The sequence below is a fragment of the Microbulbifer discodermiae genome (assembly GCF_040742695.1).
In the GTDB taxonomy this organism is placed as follows: Bacteria; Pseudomonadota; Gammaproteobacteria; order Pseudomonadales; family Cellvibrionaceae; genus Microbulbifer.
Genome location: NZ_JBFLAB010000020.1, coordinates 12,583 through 33,547 on the forward strand (window position 1 = coordinate 12,583; position 20,965 = coordinate 33,547).

Below are 20,965 nucleotides of genomic sequence, written 5' to 3' on the forward strand. Positions count from 1 at the left end.
CGGCGCAACTAAGCGAAATCACTAGTTTTCAGGTGGCAGCATCCAGTTGGCCGATCAATTGCTCTGTTGCTGCGAGCAGCTTCTTGCGCTGAAACAACAGGTGCAGCCGACGACCACCGAGCTGCCGCCACAGGGTGGCGGCTCGCACACCCGCAAACAGCATGGTGCGAATTTGATTGGCGATACGCTGTTGCTGCAAAAAATTAAAGTCTCCGAGAACCTGGATGCGGAAACGGAAAGTACTCAGGGTATCGCTGTAAATACCGGCCAGATTAGAGATTACGTTTTCGTGCGTGGGACTGAAGTGCTCTGCCTGCTCCCTGGCCTTTTCGAGTCGGCTGCCGATAATAGACAGGAGATCCGGCTTCTTTTGCAATTGACGCTGCAAGTGCAGGATCGACAGCGCATAACGCAGCGAGTCGGTGTACTCCGGGTGTCGCCGGGATTGCAGCAATTCGCGCGAGACCCGTAGCCCCGGCAGCAGTTGCGCGGCCCCGTTGAAAACATCTTCTGTTCTATCCGGGTTTTGCTGGAAAAGACTGTATACACCAGTTTCCAGCTCATCCTGGGGAGCGCTGCCGGTCTTCGCTAGCCGTTCCACCAGCACCGCTGCCTGGAAAATACCGGCCAGCGCCAGTGCCTGTTCCCGCCAGTTCCTCAAAGTCGCTCCTTACTCAACTATTTACCTGGTAGCCCAATCAATGATCCCTCATTGATTGGACTGTCGCCCTTGAAAACCTGCGCAATTACGTGGAATTACTGTCAAAATTGTCCGGCAATGCGCTTCCCGTGCCCCTGGGTATTTCGATAACCGCTCCTCCCAGACAGGTTTTGCCCCGGTAGAGCACCAGCGACTGGCCCGGCGTGATGGCGCGCTGTGGCCGGTCGAAAGTCACAGACAGGCTTTTGTCCGGCATTACCCGTACCGTGCAGTCCTGGTCCGGCTGTCGATAGCGGGTTTTCCCCTGCGCGCGAAACTCTTCCGCCGGCGCCGGACCACTGATCCAATGGGCGGGCGCGGTTTCCAGCCCGGTGGCATAGAGCAGTGGGTGATGGGCGCCCTGAGCCACCAACAACACATTGCGCTGCAGGTCTTTGCCCACCACATACCAGGGCGAATCCCCAGTGCCTTTGACGCCGCCAATACCCAGCCCCTGGCGCTGGCCTATGGTGTGGTACATAAGGCCGCTGTGTTGTCCCATCACTTTGCCGTCGGGCGTTTCCATATCACCCGGTTGAGCGGGCAGGTAGCGCTCCAGAAAATCCTTGAAGCGGCGCTCTCCAATAAAGCAGATCCCAGTACTGTCCTTCTTGTCGTGGGTAACGAAACCCCGCTCTTCCGCAAGCCGGCGCACCTCGGGTTTTTCCAGCTCGCCCAGCGGAAACAGGGAGCGGGCAAACTCTGCTTCGCCCACCGCGTGCAGGAAGTAGCTCTGGTCCTTGTTACTGTCCAGCCCCTTGAGCAGATAGGTATGGCCGCCGCTGTCCCTGCGCCGCGCATAGTGACCGGTGGCGATGGCATCGGCACCCAGTACCTCCGCGTACTCCAGAAAAGCTTTGAACTTGATTTCGCGATTGCACAGAATATCCGGGTTGGGCGTTCGCCCGGCCCGATATTCGGCGAGAAAATACTCGAATACATGATCCCAGTACTCGGCCGCGAAGTTCGCTGTGTGCAGCTTGATGCCAAGTTTGGCGCAGACAGCCTGCGCATCCGCCAGGTCCGCCTTGGCGGTACAGTATTCACTGCCGTCATCCTCATCCCAGTTCTTCATGAACAGCCCCTCAACCCGATAGCCCTGCTGCATAAGCAACAGAGCGGCGACGGAAGAGTCCACACCGCCGGACATGCCGACGATGACGCGCTGGCTAGACACTGTAGAGTTGGACATAAATTAAACAGATGCCTGACTGTAAAAAGGGCGCAATTCTACCTGCGAAAGGGCTTTCTGGCCACGGGCGGCCGCTTGCGGCCAGAGTGGACTTCCACCATCGTGAACTCCCCCGGTTGCAGTGTACCCAGCCGCCAGTTTCCAATCGCGACTCTGATCAGTCTCAAAGTGGGGAAGCCGACCGCCGCTGTCATCCGCCGTACCTGTCGATTACGGCCCTCGCGAATGGTGAGTTCCAGCCAGGAGGTGGGCACCGACAGGCGCTTGCGCACCGGTGGGTGGCGGGGCCATACGCCGGCGGCGGCGAGTCTTTTGGCTCTGGCCGGGCGGGTCAAGCCACTCTTTAACGGGACGCCGTTGCGCAGTATGTCGAGGGCCTGGGGTGATATTTCCCCCTCCACCTGCACCCAGTAGGTTTTTGGCAGCTTTTTACCCGGGTGACTGATTTGATGCTGCAGCTGGCCGTCGTCGGTCAACAGCAGCAACCCCTCCGAGTCAAAGTCGAGCCTGCCCGCGGGATAGACGCCGGCGCGTTGGATATAGTCCGACAGAGTGGGGCGCCCCTCGGCGTCGGTAAACTGGCTCAAAACACCATATGGCTTATTGAGCAGGATGATCTGGCTCATGCCCGGGTCCAAATCGGGTATTGTAATACAACTACAAAAATGGGCCGATGCTGGTATAATCCCGCCGATTTTTTATCCGCCCGGTGCAGAGGGGCGGACGGGAAGCGATACCCGATCTAAAACAGTCACGGAACCTTTGGGAGTTTAAGCAATATGGGTCATATCCAAGTGCCGGCAGACGGCGACAAAATTACAGTCAATTCCGACGGTTCACTGCAGGTGCCAAATCGCCCCATCATCCCCTTTATCGAGGGCGACGGTATCGGTGTGGATATTACCCCAGTCATGCGCAAAGTTATCGATTCTGCGGTCCAGAAGGCCTACGGAAACGACAAGGGCATCGCCTGGATGGAGGTCTTTTGTGGCGAGAAGGCGGCTGAAACCTACGCCGGTGACTGGTTTCCAGCGGAGACACTGGAGGCCATCAAGGACTATGTGGTGAGCATCAAAGGTCCATTGACGACCCCTGTTGGTGGAGGCTTTCGGTCCCTGAACGTGGCTCTGCGCCAGGAGCTCGACCTCTATGTCTGCCAGCGCCCGGTCCGCTGGTTCCAGGGGGTACCTTCGCCGGTCAAGGAGCCGAACAAGGTGGATATGGTGATCTTCCGCGAGAACTCCGAGGACATCTATGCCGGCATCGAGTGGAAGGCCGACAGCGAAGAGGCGAAAAAGGTCATCAAGTTCCTACAGGAGGAGATGGGCGTACAGAAGATCCGCTTCCCGGAGCACTGTGGCATCGGAGTAAAGCCGGTATCGGAAGAGGGTACCAAGCGCCTGGTCCGCAAAGCCATCCAGTACGCCGTTGACCAGGACCGGGACTCCGTGACCCTGGTACACAAAGGCAACATCATGAAGTTCACCGAGGGTGCCTTTGCCGATTGGGGTTACGAGTTGGCCCGGGATGAATTTGGCGCGCTACCGCTGGACGGCGGCCCCTGGCTGACATTCAAAAACCCCAAGACAGGTAAGGACATTGTAATCAAGGACGTCATTGCGGATGCCATGCTGCAGCAGATCCTGCTGCGCCCGGCTGAGTATGATGTGATCGCCACCCTGAACCTGAACGGTGACTATTTGTCCGACGCGCTGGCGGCGCAGGTCGGGGGCATCGGCATAGCACCCGGCGCCAACCTCTCCGATGAGGTCGCCCTGTTCGAGGCCACCCACGGCACTGCGCCCAAGTACGCCGGTCAGGACAAGGTAAACCCTGGCTCTCTGATTCTCTCGGCCGAAATGATGCTGCGTCACCTGGGTTGGAACCAGGCAGCTGATCTGGTCATCAAGGGTATGGAGGGCGCCATTGAGGCAAAGACGGTCACTTATGATTTTGAACGCCTAATGGATGGTGCCGCGTTGAAATCCTGCTCGGAATTCGGCGACGAAGTCATTAAACACATGGGTTGAGGTAAACCACCGGCCACAAAAAACTGCATTAGCCCCGCGCCTGTTGGCGCCGGGGCTAGTTCAAAAGTTTTGTGACAAACCAGCCGGGCATAGGGAAAATTATTTTGCCGCAGCCGAAGCTGGTGCTCACAGGGGCTCAGCTGGGTTCGGGGCTGGGCTCTTTCTCTTGCACCGGCTCGCTTTCAGCCGGCTCGGCAGTCGCTGCCGCAGGTGTGTTAACACTGATGTTGGCGGCGTGTAAGCCTTTATCGCCCTTGATGATGTCAAAAGTGACCTGCTGTCCCGCCTTCAGCGTACGGTAACCTTCCATTTGAATTGCGGAATAGTGCGCGAATAAATCCTCTCCCCCCTCGTCCGCAAGAATAAACCCGTATCCCTTGGCGTTGTTGAACCACTTGACGGTACCGGTAGGCATGGCGAAATCCTTCTAAATTGCCTTGGCGACCCCCTGGCCGCTTAATAAAGTTTTTATTTTTATCGGTGCCTTTCTGCACCCATACCGCAGTCCTGCTTGCGATATGATCCGAGAAATCGCGGACAGCTCCTCTTGTAGCCAACTGCCCTGCGAATGTCAAGGACTGTCGCTGTGCACTGTTTCGGCGCAAAATTAAGGTTACAATGTGGACTCGCCGCTAAGAAGGCTGACAGAGACAATTAATACTGCCCAATTCTCCACCGGATCTGACCTCTCGAACACTATGGGAATATTGACGGCCATTGAACTAAACTCCCACGATCCCGACACCGACAGCCCCGATCTGGACGATTTTGTGGGCGATGTGGCGCTGGAGGAGGCGGCCCCGCAGCTGAAGCCTCCACCTATGTACAAGGTGGTCATGCTCAATGACGATTACACGCCAATGGGCTTTGTGGTGGAGACCCTGGAGAGGTTTTTTGCGGTGGACCGGGAGAGGGCCACACAGCTGATGCTGCAGGTCCATACCCAGGGAAAAGCGGTCTGCGGTGTCTATACTCGGGATATAGCGGAGACAAAAGCCGCACAAGTCAATCAATTCGCCCGCGAGCACCAGCATCCCCTGCTGTGCGAGATTGAAGCCGACGACAGCGGCGATGATTGACGCGAGGGCCCCGTCGCCCGAACGGAATCGGGCACACTCAAGAAACCTATCAGACATAGAGGTGCGCGGAGTGTATTTGGCGGGTCAATTTGTCGTTTGGGGTTGAGGTTTCAATGCTCAGCAAGGATTTGGAAGTAACGCTCAATCTGGCCTTTAAGGGTGCCCGGGCGAAGCGTCATGAATTCATGACCGTCGAGCACCTGTTACTGGCGTTACTGGATAATGAGTCAGCCGCCGATGTGCTGCATGCATGCGGCGCTGATCTCAGCGCTTTGCGCAGGGAGCTTCTGGAGTTTGTCGACTCGACCACGCCTTTGATTCCCGAGACCGATACGGACCGGGAAACCCAGCCCACCCTGGGGTTTCAGCGGGTGCTGCAGCGGGCAGTGTTTCACGTGCAGTCGTCGGGCAAGAAGGAGGTGACCGGAGCCAATGTACTGGTGGCCATCTTTTGCGAGCAGGAAAGCCAGGCGATTTATTACCTGAAACAGCAGAGTGTGGCCCGTATCGATGTGGTGAACTATATCACCCACGGTATCTCGAGGTCGCGGGTCGGCTCCAGTGGAAACAACAGTCCGACATCCGATCACGGGGCGGAACAGGTTGACGAGGATTTGTCCTCAGCGGCGGAGCCGGGCGGTTCCGATCCGCTGGAAAGCTACGCCACCAACCTGAACCAGGAGGCAGTCCTGGGACGTATCGACCCCCTGGTCGGGCGCGGACCGGAAGTGGAGCGGGTCACTCAGGTATTGGCCCGTCGGCGCAAAAACAATCCACTCTTGGTAGGCGAGTCCGGAGTCGGCAAAACAGCGATTGCCGAGGGACTGGCGCGCCGCATCGTCGATGAAAATGTCCCGGGCCCGCTTCTGGATGCAACCATCTACTCACTGGATTTGGGCTCACTGCTGGCGGGCACCAAGTACCGTGGGGATTTCGAGAAGCGCTTTAAGGCACTCCTGGCTGAACTCAGGAAGCGCGACCACGCAGTGCTGTTTATCGATGAGATTCACACCATCATCGGCGCCGGCGCCGCATCCGGTGGTGTGATGGATGCTTCCAATCTGCTCAAGCCGCTCCTGTCCAGCGGCCAGCTGCGGTGTATCGGCTCCACCACCTTTGCTGAATACCGGGGCATTTTCGAAAAGGACCGCGCGCTGTCGCGCCGCTTTCAGAAGATCGACGTCAACGAACCCTCGGTGGAAGAGACGGTACTGATATTGCAGGGGCTGAAGACCTGCTTCGAGGACCACCACAAGGTGCAATTCACCGACGGTGCCCTGGAGGCCGCGGCCAAGCTTTCCAGTCGCCATATCACCGAGAGATTCCTCCCGGACAAGGCCATCGATGTGATCGATGAGGCGGGCGCCTACCAGGCGCTGCTGCCGGCGGAAGAGCGCAAAGAGGAAATCGGTATTGGCGAGATCGAGGAGATCATCGCCAAGATGGCCCGCATTCCCGCCAAGACGGTGTCCGCATCGGACAAGGAACGCCTGGCCAAACTGGATGACAACCTGCGCATGGTGGTATTTGGACAGGATCGGGCGATCGCCGAACTGTCCACCGCCATCAAGCTCAACCGGGCGGGTCTGGGGGCCGAGGAGAAGCCCATAGGTTCGTTCCTGTTTGCCGGACCCACCGGGGTGGGCAAAACAGAGCTTTGCCGCCAGCTGGCCAGGGTGATGGGTATCGAGCTAATCCGTTTCGACATGTCGGAATATATGGAGCGGCACACTGTCTCCCGCCTGATCGGAGCCCCTCCCGGGTATGTCGGCTTTGACCAGGGCGGGCTGCTGACCGATGCGGTTACCAAGCACCCTCACAGCGTGGTATTGCTGGACGAAATTGAAAAGGCGCATCCGGAGGTGTTTAACCTTCTGCTGCAGGTGATGGACCACGGTACCCTGACGGACAACAACGGCCGCAAGGCCGATTTCCGCAACGTCATTCTGATAATGACCACCAATGCCGGCGCCGAGCTGTTGAGTCGCCGTTCAATCGGTTTTACCCGCCAGGATCACTCCAGCGATGGCATGGAGGAAATCAAGAAACTGTTTACACCGGAATTCCGCAACCGGCTGGACAATATCATTCAGTTCGCCGCACTGGATTTAGACGTGGTCAAGACGGTGGTGGACAAGTTTATCGTCGAACTTCAGGCTCAGTTGGATGAGTCGAAGGTGACGCTGGCAGTCAGCAGTGAGGCCCGCGAATGGTTGGCGGTCAATGGTTATGACGAGAAAATGGGCGCCAGGCCCATGGCCCGCCTGATTCGCGACAAGCTGCGCAAACCGCTGGCCGAGGCGGTACTGTTCGGCGAACTGGCGGAAGAGGGTGGCCGGGTCGAGGTCGCCATTGAGGACGATGAGCTGGCATTGAAAACTGCTGTTCCCGCCTGAGCGGGGCCAACTGAGCAAAAAAGGCCACCTTTCGGTGGCCTTTTTCGTCTGCGTCGCGCAGACCCGGGTCAGCGGGCGCGATAGGTGATCCGGCCCTTGCTGAGATCGTAGGGGGTCAGCTCTACCTTGACCTTGTCACCGGTGAGGATTCGAATATAGTTTTTGCGCATTTTTCCGGAAATATGCGCGATTACCACATGACCGTTCTCCAGTTTGACACGGAAAGTGGTGTTGGGAAGGGTGTCGATCACTTCGCCTTCCATTTCGATATAATCGTCTTTTGCCATGCGGCAACAACCTTTAACTTGTGTTCTGACTTTAAGCCCGGTGCCCGCAGCCGGGGCCGCGGTGCGACGGGCGTGCATTTTGCACGAAAAGGCACGCCAGCGCAAAATTTCCGCGAATGGACTCCGAATTCAGTCCTCCTCAGACAACCGGGACCAGTGGTTGCCGCGCAACATTTCCACCGGCCTGAACTGCCTCTTGTAGGCCATTTTGTCGCACTGTTCGATCCAGTAGCCGAGGTAGAGGCTGTTCAGCCCCAGTTGGCGCGCCCACTGTATCTGATACAGGATGCAGTAGTTGCCCAGTCCGCGCTGGCGCTCTTCCGGGTCAAAAAAAGTATAGATGGCCGACATTCCGGCGATCAGCAGATCCGTAACCGCTGTGGCGACCAGTCGCCCCTGGGCACGAAATTCGACGTAACAGGTAGAATCCCAGGCCGGGATAAGAAAATCCCGCAACTGCTGACGGCTGGGTGGATACATCTCACCGTCCGCGTGGCGGTTCTCGATATAACGCGCGTAGAGTTCGTAGTGTTCGTCTGTGTCGATGGACTGGACCTGCAAAGCCTCCAGGTCCGAATTACGGCGCCAGCAGCGCCGCTGCCCGCGGTTTGGGCGGAAGAGATTCACCGGGATACGGGTGGGCACGCAAGCCCTGCAGTCGGCGCACTGGGGGCGGTACAGATAGCTGCCGCTACGCCGAAACCCCAGTTCCGACAGGCGACTGTAGAGCCTGCGGTCCACCGGGGTCTGCGGATCGATAAACACAGTGGTGGCCTCCCGGTCGGGCAGGTAGCCACAGGGGTGGGGCAGGGTGGCCAGCAGGCGCACGGAATCCAGCCGGGATAACTTACTCATAGCGCCACACGGATCTCCACGGCTGCTGGAAGGGCGGCATCGACAGGCCCTCCCGCAGCAGGTGTTCGAACTCCTTGCGGGGAATCTCCTTGGCTCCGAGACTCAGGAGGTGCGGATTGCTAACCTGACAGTCTATGAGCGGGCAGCCCCACAATTCTAATTCGCGCACCAGGTGGACAAAAGCGACTTTGGACGCATTTGGTATCCGGTTAAACATGGATTCGCCGAAAAATACCCCTCCGAAGGCCAAACCGTAGAGCCCGCCCACCAATTCGTCGCCCCGCCAGACCTCCAGCGAGTGCGCGTGGCCCAGGCGGTGCATCTCCTCGTAGGCAAGCAGCATTGCCCCGGTAATCCAGGTACCGTCACTGCCGGATCTGGGGGCGCTGCAGGCGCGGATGACCCGTCCGAATGCCCGGTCAAAGGTCACCGATAACCGCTGCTGTCGCAGTAGCTTGCGCAGGGTACGGCCTATACGGAATTCCTGGGGAAAGACCACGCAGCGGGGTGAGGGACTCCACCAGAGGATCGGTTGTCCCTCCTCGTACCAGGGGAAAATTCCTCGTCGGTATGCCGCTTCCAGCCAGGCGGGAGTCAATCTTCCACCAATGGCCAGCAGGCCATTGGGATCGCTGAGGGCGTGCCGGCCAGGCGGAAACCCAATCTGTGTTGGGTCCAGCAGGGCCGGTATGGAGTTGTTATCCCTGCTCAAAGACGATGCCGGCAGCGGCTAGAGGCTGCCGACCTCCCCGAGGTTACGGCTGTGCGTCCAGGAAGCGCTCGGCATCCAGTGCCGCCATACAGCCGCTGCCAGCTGAGGTCACCGCCTGGCGATAGATATGGTCGGAGACGTCACCGGCGGCGAAGACCCCGGGGATGGAAGTCTGGGTCGCGTTGCCATCGAGACCGCTTTGCACCAGTATATAGCCGCCGTTCATTTCCAGCTGGCCGGCAAAGATATCGGTGTTGGGCTTGTGGCCTATGGCGATAAAGACACCGGAGACATCCAGCTCTCTGGTGGAATCGTCCAGTGTGCTGCGCAGCCGTACGCCGGTCACGCCATTGTCATCGCCCAGCACCTCGTCCAGGGTTTGGTGCCAGCAGACATTGATATTACCGTTTTCGACCTTGTCCATCAGGCGGTCCTGCAGGATTTTCTCCGCGCGCAATTCGTCGCGACGGTGGACCAGTGTCACTTCGCTGGCGATATTGGAGAGGTACAGCGCTTCCTCGACCGCCGTGTTGCCCCCACCCACTACGGCGACTTTTTGTTCGCGATAGAAAAAGCCGTCGCAGGTGGCACAGGCGCTGACGCCTCGCCCCTGGAATGCCTGTTCGGAAGGTAGTCCCAGGTACTGTGCGGAGGCGCCGGTGGCAATGATCAGCGCGTCGCAGGTATAGGTGTCGTTGCCCCGCAGGGTAAAGGGGCGCTGCTGAAGGTCCACGGATTCGATGTGGTCAAAAACAATCTCCGTATCGAAACGCTCCGCATGCTGCTGCATCTGGACCATCAGGTCCGGCCCCTGGAGGTCGGCCACACCCCCGGGCCAGTTTTCCACCTCGGTGGTGGTGGTCAGCTGTCCACCCTGTTGCATTCCGGTGATCACCACCGGTTTCAGGTTGGCGCGAGCGGCATAAATAGCTGCCGTATATCCGGCGGGGCCGGAACCGAGAATGATCAGACGATGGTGGTTGTTACTCATGAATTGCTCTTCAAATCAGCCTCTAAAAAAGTGTATTCGCTTTAGTGCGCTCGATTGTCCCTGGACAGTATTTGATCAGCGGGGACTATCAACATGGCGCACATAATAGGCGAAGGACAGGGGCCAGCGAAATAGTCTCACTTTATTTGTGCCATTAGCGGTGCCTATCCCTTACAACCGCCCCCAGCCTTTGATCTGCTACTGGTTATAGAGAAGATGAGATAACTGAGTTAACTAATTGATTTATATAAAATAGCTGAGTAAACAGAGTCTTTCCGCAATGCCTGGCAGCGACCCTGGGGAGCGGTTGCTGTACAGCTGTGCATAGGGGTTACAGTGTAGGCGAAAATTTGCTCTTAACTAATTGATTTCAAAAGGGTAGATTGACTCTAAAGTAATCTCTTAAAAGCCCGTTGGTGGCAATTCACCCGGGTCTGTAGTACACAGTCCGCTGACGCAGGCCCCAAACGGCGGCGCCCTGCCGATCCCTGCAAAAAAGACAGATAGAGGTAAGCCATTGAAGGCCAAAAGCGCGATCAATGATGTTGAAGCCGACAGCGAAGAAGCCCTCCCGGAATCCCTGATAGCGCGCCTGATCCGGGAGGGGGGCCTGATCGCTCTGCTGGCGGGCACTCTGCTGCTGGGTATCAGCCTGCTCAGCTATGATGCCGCAGACCCGGGCTGGTCCCACACCGGAGAGGGTGACGAGATACGCAATGCCATAGGCCCGGCTGGTGCCTGGCTGGCGGATGTCGGCCTGTCCCTGCTGGGCTGGATGGCCTATCTGTTCCCCCTGTTTATCGGCCTGCGCGCCTACCGGATTCTGCGCGATCGCAATGCGCGCTTTCACGGTGCACTGTTCGCACTCCGGGTTTCGGGCCTGTTGGTACTGCTGATCACCGGCGCCGGACTGGCTTCCCTGTGTTTTGAACAGAGTACACCGCCACTGCCATTCTCCAACGGTGGCATTGTCGGAGCTGCCGTAGCCGGCAATACCGAGGCCGGCCTCGGCTATGTGGGCGCAACCATATTGCTGCTGGCGCTGTTCGCCATCGGCATCACCGTTTTCACCGGGTTTTCATGGCTTAAACTGTGCGAGGCCATAGGGCGCAATGTGCTCGGCTTCAGCGCCTGGATAACCGCCCGACTGCGCCTGGCCCACCAGCAGCGCGCGGAGCGGCGGGCCGCGCAGCAGGCGGTGCTGGTGCGTAAAGCCGCTGTTGAGGAAGAGAAACAGCGCTCCGCCAAGCGACTGCCGCCGGCGATAGAGGCTGCCCCCCCCAAGCCCAAACTCAGCCAGCGCTCCGCCAAGGAAAAGCAGGGCGAACTCTTCACCGGTCCTGTTACCGGAACTCTGCCGCCGCTGTCACTGCTGGACCCGGCGGACCGGAACAAAAAGGAGGGCTTCTCGCGGGATTCCCTGGAAGCACTGTCGCGCTTACTGGAACTCAAACTCAAGGATTTCGGTGTTATCGCCGAAGTGGTTTCAGTACTTCCCGGCCCGGTGGTGACACGCTTCGAGATCCAGCCCGCACCCGGCGTCAAAGTGAGCCGTATCACCAATCTGGCCAAGGACCTGGCGCGGTCCCTGGCAGTGATCAGCGTGCGCGTAGTGGAAGTGATCCCGGGGAAATCGGTGGTGGGTATCGAGATACCCAACGAGATAAGGCATATGGTGCGCCTTTCCGAAGTCCTGTCGGCGGATGTGTACGACAGCGCCAAATCACCCCTGACACTTGCCCTGGGCCACGATATCGCCGGGCAGCCGGTAGTGGCCGATCTGGCCAAGATGCCCCATCTGCTGGTGGCGGGGACCACCGGTGCGGGTAAGTCGGTGGGCATCAATGTGATGCTGCTGAGCCTGTTGTTCAAGTCCACACCGGAACAGGTGCGCCTGATCCTGGTGGATCCAAAAATGCTCGAACTGTCGGTCTACGAGGGGGTTCCACACTTGCTGGCGCCGGTCATCACGGACATGAACGATGCCGCCAACGGCCTGCGCTGGTGTGTCGGCGAGATGGAGCGCCGCTACAAACTGATGGCGGCAATGGGTGTCCGCAACCTGGCCGGATTCAACCGCAAGGTTAAGGAGGCCGCCGAGCAGGGCACGCCACTAACGGACCCCACCTGGCAGCCGGATCCCCTGTCCAGCGTGCCCGAGTCCGATCAGACTGCCCCCGAACTCAAGCCACTTCCCTCCATAGTGGTGGTGATCGACGAATTTGCCGATATGATGATGATCGTCGGTAAAAAGGTGGAGCAGCTGATCGCCCGCATCGCCCAGAAGGCCAGGGCCGCTGGCATTCACCTGCTGCTGGCGACCCAGCGGCCCTCCGTGGATGTGATTACCGGCCTGATCAAGGCCAATGTGCCCACGCGAATCGCCTTCCAGGTTTCCTCCAAAGTGGATTCGCGCACCATCCTCGACCAGGGAGGTGCCGAGCAGTTGTTGGGACACGGCGACATGCTCTACCTTCCGCCGGGCAGCGGTGTACCGATCCGGGTACACGGGGCCTTCGTCGATGACCACGAGGTGCACAAGGTAGTGGCGGACTGGGGCCGGCGCGGACAACCCGACTACATTGATGGAATTGTCGATGACACCAACAACAGTATCCCGGTTCCCGGTCTGCAGACTGAGGCCGGGGAGGGGAGTGATCCGGAAAGCGATGCCCTCTACGACGAGGCAGTGGCTTTCGTCACCAAGTCGCGCAAAGCATCCATCTCCTCCGTACAACGCCAATTGCGTATCGGCTACAATCGCGCCGCACGGATCATCGACGCAATGGAGGCGGCCGGCGTGGTGTCGGAAGCCGGGCACAACGGCAACCGCGAAGTACTGGCACCGCCGCCGGTGTAATTCAGCCACTGTTCAAGAGGCGCCGGCTAGGCTTTATGGAAACCCCTGCAGTGGAAGACCCTTATGAAACTGATTTTGCGCAGCTTTTTCGCACTATGCCTCGTCTCTACGGCGTCGGCCTGGGCGGATCCCGCCGAGGATCTCAGCCGCCTGTTGCAACCGCTGGCCTCCCTCAGCGGAAAATTCCAACAGACGATGCTGGACGAACGGGGTGAAGTACTGCAGAAGAGCAGTGGCAGCTTCTCAGTTCAGCGCCCCGGAAAACTGCGCTGGGAAACCGGTGAGCCCTTTGCTCAGCTTCTGGTCACCAACAACAAGAAGCTGTGGCTCTACGATCCCGACCTGGAGCAGGTGACTATCCGCCCGGTGGACAACCGCCTCAAGGAGACCCCGGCACTGCTGCTGGGTGGAGAGGTGGGCGAGATTCGCGGGTCTTTCGAGGTATCCAGGAAAAAGGGGGGCTATCAGCTGGTGCCAAAGCGCGCTTCCGCACCCTTCAAAACCATGGAAATCCGCTTTGGTAAAAACGGTATGCCCTCCAAGATGACCGTTCGCGACGGCATGGGGCAAACCACCCGGATCAGTTTCAGCGGCATGACCGCCAACCCGAGCCTGTCCTCTTCGATGTTTAATTTCAAACCGCCGGCGGGTACCGACGTTATCAAAGATGAATGATCTGTTTCAGCCCCCCGGCGGACACCAGCCGCTGGCCGCGCGCATGCGGCCCGACACCCTGGCCGGAACTGTGGGCCAGGCCCACTTGTTGGGACCGGGCAAGCCCCTGCGGGAGGCGGTGGAACGCGGACAGCTGCACTCGATGGTGCTGTGGGGGCCTCCGGGTGTGGGCAAGACCACATTCGCGCGGCTGCTGGCCCAGGAGTGCGATGCCCGCTTCAGTACCCTGTCCGCGGTGCTGGCGGGAGTAAAGGATATTCGCCAGGCCGTCGCCGAGGCCGAGCAGTACCGGGCCCAGTACAATCGTGGCACCATCCTGTTCGTGGACGAAGTGCACCGCTTCAACAAAGCCCAGCAGGATGCGTTTCTGCCCTACGTGGAGGAGGGTGTAGTCACCTTCGTCGGCGCCACCACGGAAAACCCTGCGTTTGAACTCAACAACGCCCTGCTGTCCCGCTGCCGTGTCTACCTGATGCGCAGCCTCAGTACCGCCGACCTGCGGACCCTGCTGGCCCGGGCGCTGGAAACTGACGGGGAATTGTTGCGGCGGAATATCTCCATCAGCGCGGAGCTTGTGCAGCAAATTGCCGACGCCGCCGATGGCGACGCCCGCCGCGCCCTGAACCTGCTGGAAATTGCCTGCGACCTGGCCCCGGAAACCGATGGCGGCCAGATAATCGACGAAACCGTGTTGGAGGAGGTCCTGAGTGCCGATATCAGGCGTTTCGACAAGGGTGGCGACTACTTTTACGATCAGATTTCAGCTCTGCATAAATCGGTGCGGGGCTCGGATCCGGACGCCGCCCTCTACTGGTTCGTCCGTATGGTAGATGGCGGCTGCGACCCTTTGTATATAGCGCGGCGGCTGGTGCGGATGGCTTCCGAGGACATTGGCAATGCGGACCCACGCGCGCTGACCCTCTCTCTGAACGCCTGGGATGTGCAGGAGCGTCTGGGCAGCCCGGAAGGGGAACTGGCCATCGCCCAGGCAGTGGCCTACCTGGCGGTGGCGGCCAAGAGCAATGCGGTTTACAGCGCCTACAAACAGGTGTCGGCGGATGTGCGGCAGGAACCCAGCTACGAAGTGCCGATCCACCTGCGTAATGCGCCCACCAAGCTGGCCAAAAGCATGGCCCATGGCGCGGAATACCGCTATGCCCACGATGAGCCGGACGCCTTTGCCGCGGGGGAAAATTATTTTCCGGAAAAGATTGCCGGACGCCGCTATTACGAGCCGGTGCCGCGCGGCCTGGAACTCAGGATTGCCGACAAACTGGCGGATTTGCGCCGCCGCAACCTGGAAAGTGAACAACAGCGTTATCGCGATGACGAGCGAGGATAATCCATGCAGTGGCTGGCAATTGCCTTAGGTGGCGCTGTGGGAGCACTGATCCGGCACCTGGTTAGTCTCTGGGCCTACCCGGTATTTGAGGGCCGCTTTCCCCTGGGCACCCTTATCGTCAATATCACCGGCGCATTCCTGATCGGGATCGTCTACGTATTGATCGTTGAGCGAGGGCTGTTCGGACACGAGTGGCGCTTGCTGCTGATGACCGGACTGTTCGGTGCTCTGACTACCTTCTCTACCTTCTCGCTGGAAACCCTGCTGTTGTGGCACAATGGCGCCCCGCTCACGGCGCTGGCCTATGTCGCGATCAGTTTGGCAGCGTGCCTCAGCGCCACCGCCGCGGCCGTAGCCCTGACCACAAAATACTTCTGACGCAGTAAGAATTTCAAACATGCTCGACCCAAAACTTATTCGCACGCAAATGGAGCTGGTCGCCAAGGCACTCGCCAAGCGCGGCGTAACGCTGGACACCGACCGCCTGGAAGACCTCGAAGCGCGCCGTAAAGAACTGCAGGTACGCACCGAAAGTCTGCAGAATGCGCGCAACAGCAAGTCCAAAAATATCGGCCGGGCCAAGGCCGCAGGAGAGGATATCCAGCCGCTGCTGCAGGAAGTCGAATCTCTCGGCGGCCAGCTGGCGGAAGCCAAGCAGGCACTGCACGCGCTGCAGCAGGAACTCGACGCGGTTCTCGCGGCCATCCCCAACCTTCCCGACGAATCGGTGCCGGAAGGGGAAACCGAAGATGACAATGTGGAAGTGCGCCGCTGGGGGCAGCCGCGCAGGTTTGATTTCCAGATCCGGGACCATGTGGACCTGGGAGCACAACTGGGGGGGCTGGATTTCGAAGTCGCGGCCAAGCTCACCGGCTCGCGTTTTGCAGTAATGAGCGGACCGGTGGCCAAGCTGCACCGCGCCCTGGCTCAGTTTATGCTCGATGTGCATGTCGGGGAGCACGGTTACCGCGAAGCCAACGTACCAGTGATTGTCAACGGGGAGTCTCTCTACGGCACTTCTCAGCTGCCAAAGTTTTCCGAAGACCTGTTTAAGCTGGAGGACGAGCGGGACTTCTATCTGATCCCCACCGCGGAGGTTCCCCTCACCAACCTTTACCGGGATGAAATAGTTCCGGAGGGGAATCCATTGCCGCACAAATACGTGGCCCACACGCCCTGTTTCCGCTCCGAGGCGGGTTCTCACGGCCGCGACACCCGCGGCATGATTCGCCAGCATCAATTCGAAAAAGTGGAGCTGGTTTGGTTCTCGCGTCCGGACCAGTCACAAGAGGCGCTCGAGTCCCTGACCCGCCACGCAGAAACCATTTTGGAGAAACTGCATCTACCCTATCGCACTGTGGTGTTGTGCGGCGGAGACATGGGGTTTTCAGCGCGCAAAACCTACGATATTGAAGTGTGGATACCGTCCCAGGACAAATACCGGGAAATATCCTCCTGTTCACTGGTAGGCGACTTCCAGGCACGCCGCATGAAAGCCCGCTGGCGCAACCCGGAAACCGCTAAACCGGAACTCCTACACACGCTCAACGGCTCCGGCCTTGCGGTCGGGCGCACCCTCATTGCCGTGCTGGAAAACTACCAGCGTGAAGACGGCACTATCGAAGTTCCCGAGGCCCTCTACAGTTACATGGGGGGCGCCACCATTATCGGCTGATCAATATAGGGAATCTATCCTTGCGTTACCTTCCGCTCGCCTTCGACCTGCTGGACCGCCCCTGTCTGCTGGTGGGTGGGGGTGGCATCGCCACGCGCAAGGCGCGCCTGCTGCACAAGGCCGGTGCGCGGCTGCTCGTGGCGGCGCCGGAAGTGGGGGAAGAACTGCTGGAACTGGTGCGGGAAAGTGGTGGGCGCTGGCTTTCCGAACGCTACGAGCCCCGTCACCTGGACGGCGTTGATCTGGTAGTCGCCGCCACCTCCGACAGCTCGGTCAATGCCGCGGTTAGTGCGGATGCACGGGTGCGGCATCTGCCAGTGAATGTGGTGGATTCCCCCGAACTCTGTACTTTTACTTTTCCCGCCATAGTGGAGCGGGGCCCGCTCGCGATAGGTATCAGTAGTGGTGGCGGTGCCCCGGTGCTCGCGCGCCGCATTCGCGCACAACTGGAAGCGCTGTTGTCACCCGCTGTGGGAGTTGTGGCAGAGCTGGCCGCAAGCACCCGCGAGCAGGTGAAAGCAGCCCTGCCGGAGCCTGTGCGCAGGGATTTTTGGCGCTGGGTTTTCAGTGGTCCTGTAGCACGCAAAGTGGAGGCGGGGCAGTTCCAGCAAGCGCGTGCGGAGCTGCTGCACAGCCTCGGTGAGTGGCAGGGCAGCCCCGAGTCCCGGGGGGAGGTCTACCTGGTGGGTGGAGGCCCCGGGGATCCCGATCTGCTCACATTTCGCGCCCTAAGGCTTATGCAGGAGGCGGATGTAGTGCTCTACGACCGGCTGGTATCTCCGGCGGTACTGGAACTGGTGCGCCGCGACGCCGAGCGTATATACGTGGGCAAGCAAAAACAGTTTCACGCCGTGCCCCAGGAGGACATCAATCAGCGCCTGGTGGATCTGGCCCGGCAGGGCAACAAGGTGCTTCGCCTAAAGGGCGGGGATCCATTTATTTTTGGTCGCGGCGGCGAGGAGATTGACCGCCTTGCCGATGCGGGCATTCCATTTCAGGTTGTGCCGGGAATCACTGCCGCCTCCGGCTGCGCGAGTTACGCGGGCATTCCCCTGACTCACCGGGATCACGCCCAGTCCGTTAGGTTTATCACCGGTCACCAGAAGGATGGGGTATTGGCTTTACCCTGGGGCGAGCTCGCCACCCCGGGCCAAACCCTGGTTTTCTACATGGGGCTCACGGGGATTGAGACGATCTGCCGCGAGTTGATTGATCACGGCCTGTCAAAAGAAACCCCGGCTGCCCTGGTTGAAAAGGGCACCACGCCGGATCAGCGGGTAGTGGTGGGCGACTTGGAAACATTGCCGGGGCTGGCGGAACGGGAAAAAATTGAGGCGCCGGCCTTGAGTATCATCGGCGGTGTCGTGAGCCTCCGGGATAAATTGAGCTGGTTTCGCCGCTGACCTGATTCCGTCCGCCTCGGGCTACCGGGTTTTCTCCCCAGAGAGCCATTGGAGAGAGCCACTATACTGGGGATAGATACCGATTGGGTGGCCGTCATGACTGTGGCAATTGTCCGGTTTTACTGCATGCTTTTTCTGGGTGCATTTTTGCCGGTAGCTGGCGAAATCCGCCTCCCAAGCCCCCATGATGCCCAGGCCCGGCGCTATACCCGTGCCTACCGCGCCAGGCAAAAACGGGTAAAAAAACTCTGGCTGGGCAGCTGCCTGCTGATGCTGTGCTTCCCGCTGGTCCCCTTTGTCCTTGCGCTGAGCCTGTTCACATCCCTGCTGTCCTTTGCCATTTTGGATGAAACCGTTTGAGTCCAATCGGCGACCTTAGCTCGCCTATTTCAATAGCAGCGTATAGCGCGCTGGTTGTTCTTTGAGCGGGGAAGGATTGCCTTCTACCCAGTCCCTGTGGCCGTTGGCGAAAAAAGGCGACAAGGGGTGGGCACTCTGGCCGGTGGCCATATGAAAAATCGCCTCCTGTTCGCGACCCGGTGCCACCACCATACGTTGTGAGGCACCACTGCGGGATGACTGGACTCTGGGCAGGTGGCTGTCACCGGAGAGCTGATCGGCGGGCATGGCGGTAAACCAGTTGACCACCTCAACGGCACGGCCCAGGGGATGGCGAATTTCGGCCGTATTCTGCACCCCCCAGGTCTGTTCAGCCAGCGGCCGCCCACCCTCGGCCATCCGCGTCAGGACGCTGTCCAGAGCGGCCAGTTTCAGTGCCCGCCAGGACTCAAAATCCGGATTCAACAGATGTGCCGGTTCCATCGTCTGCATTTCCCAGGCCGCATACTCCAGCTGGCGTTTGAGCGAACCGAAAGCAAAGTCCGCCTGGCGGCGTTGCATATGAGTGAGCAGTGGGGCCGTTGTCAGCTCCAGAAATTTCAACCGGTAGTTGCGCACTATGCGATAGCCCACTGAGTCCGCACTGGCCTGGGCGCCCCAATTTTCGATCTGTTCCAACACTGCCTCATAGCGCTTGTCATTTTTCAGCAGCGTCAACAGCTGTTGCTGCCAGCGATGTAAAAATATTGCGCGCTGGTCCAACTGGATATCCAGCATGTCCCCCTCATCAAATGACTCCCGAGCAAACAGGTCATCCCTGATCTGCTGCTGCCGGGCACCCAGAGCGTAGCCCTGATCTCCCATCAACTGCAGGAAAGGGCCATCCATGGTGCGCGCATTGGCGGTCCAGATACGGTGGGAAGGAGGATTGTATAGCCGCGGCTGCTCCTCTGCCGCCAGGTAACCATCCCAGAAGGCGGTGCCGTCGGCCCAGGAAACCGAACGGCTGCCATCCAGTCCCACGCGGCGGGGTATGGCCCCGCCCACTGTCCAGCCGATATTGCCGCGGCTGTCGCCAACCACCAGATTCTGGTGTGGTATACCCAACAGCGGGCCCAGGTCGAGTGCCTCTTCGGCGGTCTCGACCCCCTCCATCTGCAGCAGATTGATATTGCCGCCTTGCAGGTCGTGGGCGACCCAGCGGTAGGCGAGGGGAGTGCCACTATAATCCTCAGCTACAACCGGGCCCCAGATGGTTTTGTGCACCAGCAGGGTTTCCGGCTTTTCGCCTTTGATCACAATCTCTTCGCGATCTACGATGAAGGCCCGCCAGCCATCGGGTGTGCGATAACGGTCCCCAGCCTCGTTCACCTCCAGTGGGATCAGGTCACCCCAGTCGCCCATAGTGTTGGTAAAACCCCAGGCCACCAGGCCATTGCTGCCCACCACCACCAGAGGTCCCCCGGGTAGGGTGGCGCCGCGCATATGGCGGTCCGTACCGGGAATCTGCCATCCGGCCCGATACCAGATATTGGGTACCCCAAGGGACAGGTGCATATCATCGGCCAGAATAGCGCTCCCGTGCCCACTGAGGGCACCGCCCACAACCCAGTTGTTGCTGCCGAAAACCTGGTCGTCGCTGGTCATTTCCCGGTAAGCGATGGTGGTGTCGTCTTTCAGTAGCGCTGCAATGGGTGTGCTAGGCAAGGTGACCGGGGGGCGCGCGTCGCCGATCAGCGGTGCGTCCCAGCTACCGCCTGCGGGAAAAAAGAACTGGTAGAGATCCGCCGGCAGCAGTTTGGCAAGTGCGGTATCGCGGCGCTCGTGGTTACCGTTATGGCTTTGCAGCGTCAGGTACATGCTGAAAATGGTGAGCATACTGTCCGCCGCCGTCCAGGGTTCCGGTTGCCGGCGCAGTAGCGCATACTCCCAGGGAAGACGGCCCAACTGCTGCAAGCCGCTATTTACCCCCTGCACATACTTTTTCAGTATCCGGCGGTGAGTCGGAGACATCTCCTTTATATTGCGCTCGGCCCTCTGACGAAACTGGTGCAGGCGGATCTCCCGGTCGTGCTCCAGTGCCACCGCCCCGAACAGCTCCGACAGCTCGCCGGCGGAATTGCGTCGCAGCAGATCCATCTGGAAAAAACGCTCCTGTGCGTGCAGGAACCCGAGTGCGAAAGCAATACTGCTGCGGTCCTCCGATTCGATCAGAGGAATGCCCTGGGTGTCCCGGTAGATGGTCGCAGGGCTGTTCAGCTTTCCGGTTTCGAGCTCTCCCTCAAGTAGAGGCAGGCTGCCCCGCAGCCAAATCCATGTCACCGCCACGGCCAACACCAGGACTCCTACAACTGTCAGCCCCACAAAGGTGAGCCAGCGTACAGCGGATACTTTTATGGCCATCAATGGGCTCCAGATTAGAGAGGTGT

General features: G+C 59.5%; 19 protein-coding genes. 10 read left to right on the top strand and 9 right to left on the bottom strand.

Annotated elements, in window-relative coordinates; all coding sequences use genetic code 11:
- Window positions 1-28 precede the first annotated feature (28 nt).
- The 3 genes from hflD to AB1S50_RS09190 form a co-directional block, all read right to left on the bottom strand.
- Window positions 29-661, bottom strand: coding sequence for a high frequency lysogenization protein HflD (gene hflD / locus AB1S50_RS09180; protein ID WP_367150307.1), 633 nt, complete (start codon window positions 659-661; stop codon window positions 29-31).
- An 85-nt stretch (window positions 662-746) separates the two neighbouring features.
- Complete coding sequence (gene mnmA, locus AB1S50_RS09185; protein WP_367150308.1) at window positions 747-1,892, bottom strand: tRNA 2-thiouridine(34) synthase MnmA; 1,146 nt, start codon at window positions 1,890-1,892, stop codon at window positions 747-749.
- 38 nt (window positions 1,893-1,930) lie between these two features.
- Complete coding sequence (locus tag AB1S50_RS09190; protein WP_367150309.1) at window positions 1,931-2,518, bottom strand: pseudouridine synthase; 588 nt, start codon at window positions 2,516-2,518, stop codon at window positions 1,931-1,933.
- Between the two features lie 153 nt (window positions 2,519-2,671).
- On the opposite strand from AB1S50_RS09190, the gene icd reads away from it, so the two are divergent.
- Window positions 2,672-3,922 (top strand): NADP-dependent isocitrate dehydrogenase, encoded by a 1,251-nt coding sequence (gene icd, locus AB1S50_RS09195; RefSeq protein WP_367150310.1) that lies wholly within the window; start codon window positions 2,672-2,674, stop codon window positions 3,920-3,922.
- Between the two features lie 136 nt (window positions 3,923-4,058).
- Here icd and cspD read toward each other — a convergent pair whose 3' ends face one another.
- A complete protein-coding gene (gene cspD, locus AB1S50_RS09200; RefSeq protein WP_367150311.1) occupies window positions 4,059-4,337 on the bottom strand; it encodes a cold shock domain-containing protein CspD in 279 nt (92 codons plus the stop codon).
- Between the two features lie 283 nt (window positions 4,338-4,620).
- Between cspD and clpS the strand changes: the two genes are divergently transcribed.
- Window positions 4,621-5,001 (top strand): ATP-dependent Clp protease adapter ClpS, encoded by a 381-nt coding sequence (gene clpS / locus AB1S50_RS09205; RefSeq protein ID WP_367150312.1) that lies wholly within the window; start codon window positions 4,621-4,623, stop codon window positions 4,999-5,001.
- Between the two features lie 113 nt (window positions 5,002-5,114).
- On the top strand, window positions 5,115-7,397 hold the full coding sequence (gene clpA / locus AB1S50_RS09210) for an ATP-dependent Clp protease ATP-binding subunit ClpA (RefSeq protein WP_367150313.1): 2,283 nt from the start codon (window positions 5,115-5,117) through the stop codon (window positions 7,395-7,397).
- Between the two features lie 68 nt (window positions 7,398-7,465).
- Here clpA and infA read toward each other — a convergent pair whose 3' ends face one another.
- The 4 genes from infA to trxB form a co-directional block, all read right to left on the bottom strand.
- Window positions 7,466-7,684 carry a translation initiation factor IF-1 gene (gene infA / locus AB1S50_RS09215; protein WP_010130378.1) on the bottom strand — a complete coding sequence of 73 codons (219 nt, stop codon included), beginning with the start codon at window positions 7,682-7,684 and terminating at the stop codon, window positions 7,466-7,468.
- A gap of 129 nt (window positions 7,685-7,813) precedes the next feature.
- Window positions 7,814-8,539: an arginyltransferase gene (locus AB1S50_RS09220; RefSeq protein WP_367150315.1), complete on the bottom strand. Its 726-nt coding sequence runs from the start codon at window positions 8,537-8,539 to the stop codon at window positions 7,814-7,816.
- Complete coding sequence (gene aat / locus AB1S50_RS09225; RefSeq protein ID WP_367150316.1) at window positions 8,532-9,251, bottom strand: leucyl/phenylalanyl-tRNA--protein transferase; 720 nt, start codon at window positions 9,249-9,251, stop codon at window positions 8,532-8,534. Before aat ends, AB1S50_RS09220 begins: the two co-directional genes overlap by 8 nt.
- A 43-nt stretch (window positions 9,252-9,294) precedes the next feature.
- Window positions 9,295-10,242: a thioredoxin-disulfide reductase gene (trxB, locus tag AB1S50_RS09230; protein WP_367150317.1), complete on the bottom strand. Its 948-nt coding sequence runs from the start codon at window positions 10,240-10,242 to the stop codon at window positions 9,295-9,297.
- A 517-nt stretch (window positions 10,243-10,759) separates the two neighbouring features.
- On the opposite strand from trxB, the gene AB1S50_RS09235 reads away from it, so the two are divergent.
- The 7 genes from AB1S50_RS09235 to AB1S50_RS09265 all read left to right on the top strand — a co-directional run bounded on the left by AB1S50_RS09235 (window position 10,760) and on the right by AB1S50_RS09265 (window position 18,557).
- On the top strand, window positions 10,760-13,102 hold the full coding sequence (locus AB1S50_RS09235; RefSeq protein ID WP_367150318.1) for a DNA translocase FtsK: 2,343 nt from the start codon (window positions 10,760-10,762) through the stop codon (window positions 13,100-13,102).
- Window positions 13,103-13,165: 63 nt separating this feature from the next.
- On the top strand, window positions 13,166-13,777 hold the full coding sequence (lolA, locus tag AB1S50_RS09240) for an outer membrane lipoprotein chaperone LolA (RefSeq protein ID WP_367150319.1): 612 nt from the start codon (window positions 13,166-13,168) through the stop codon (window positions 13,775-13,777).
- Window positions 13,770-15,119 carry a replication-associated recombination protein A gene (locus AB1S50_RS09245; RefSeq protein WP_367150321.1) on the top strand — a complete coding sequence of 450 codons (1,350 nt, stop codon included), beginning with the start codon at window positions 13,770-13,772 and terminating at the stop codon, window positions 15,117-15,119. The genes lolA and AB1S50_RS09245 overlap by 8 nt, the downstream gene beginning before the upstream one ends.
- A 3-nt stretch (window positions 15,120-15,122) precedes the next feature.
- Window positions 15,123-15,497 carry a fluoride efflux transporter CrcB gene (gene crcB / locus AB1S50_RS09250; RefSeq protein ID WP_367150322.1) on the top strand — a complete coding sequence of 125 codons (375 nt, stop codon included), beginning with the start codon at window positions 15,123-15,125 and terminating at the stop codon, window positions 15,495-15,497.
- 19 nt (window positions 15,498-15,516) lie between these two features.
- Window positions 15,517-16,794, top strand: coding sequence for a serine--tRNA ligase (serS, locus tag AB1S50_RS09255; RefSeq protein WP_367150323.1), 1,278 nt, complete (start codon window positions 15,517-15,519; stop codon window positions 16,792-16,794).
- A 20-nt stretch (window positions 16,795-16,814) separates the two neighbouring features.
- On the top strand, window positions 16,815-18,197 hold the full coding sequence (gene cysG / locus AB1S50_RS09260; protein ID WP_367150324.1) for a siroheme synthase CysG: 1,383 nt from the start codon (window positions 16,815-16,817) through the stop codon (window positions 18,195-18,197).
- Between the two features lie 96 nt (window positions 18,198-18,293).
- Window positions 18,294-18,557 carry a hypothetical protein gene (locus AB1S50_RS09265; RefSeq protein ID WP_367150325.1) on the top strand — a complete coding sequence of 88 codons (264 nt, stop codon included), beginning with the start codon at window positions 18,294-18,296 and terminating at the stop codon, window positions 18,555-18,557.
- Window positions 18,558-18,581: 24 nt separating this feature from the next.
- Here the strand turns inward: AB1S50_RS09265 and AB1S50_RS09270 are convergent, their stop codons facing one another.
- Window positions 18,582-20,939 carry a penicillin acylase family protein gene (locus AB1S50_RS09270; protein WP_367150327.1) on the bottom strand — a complete coding sequence of 786 codons (2,358 nt, stop codon included), beginning with the start codon at window positions 20,937-20,939 and terminating at the stop codon, window positions 18,582-18,584.
- Window positions 20,940-20,965 lie beyond the last annotated feature (26 nt).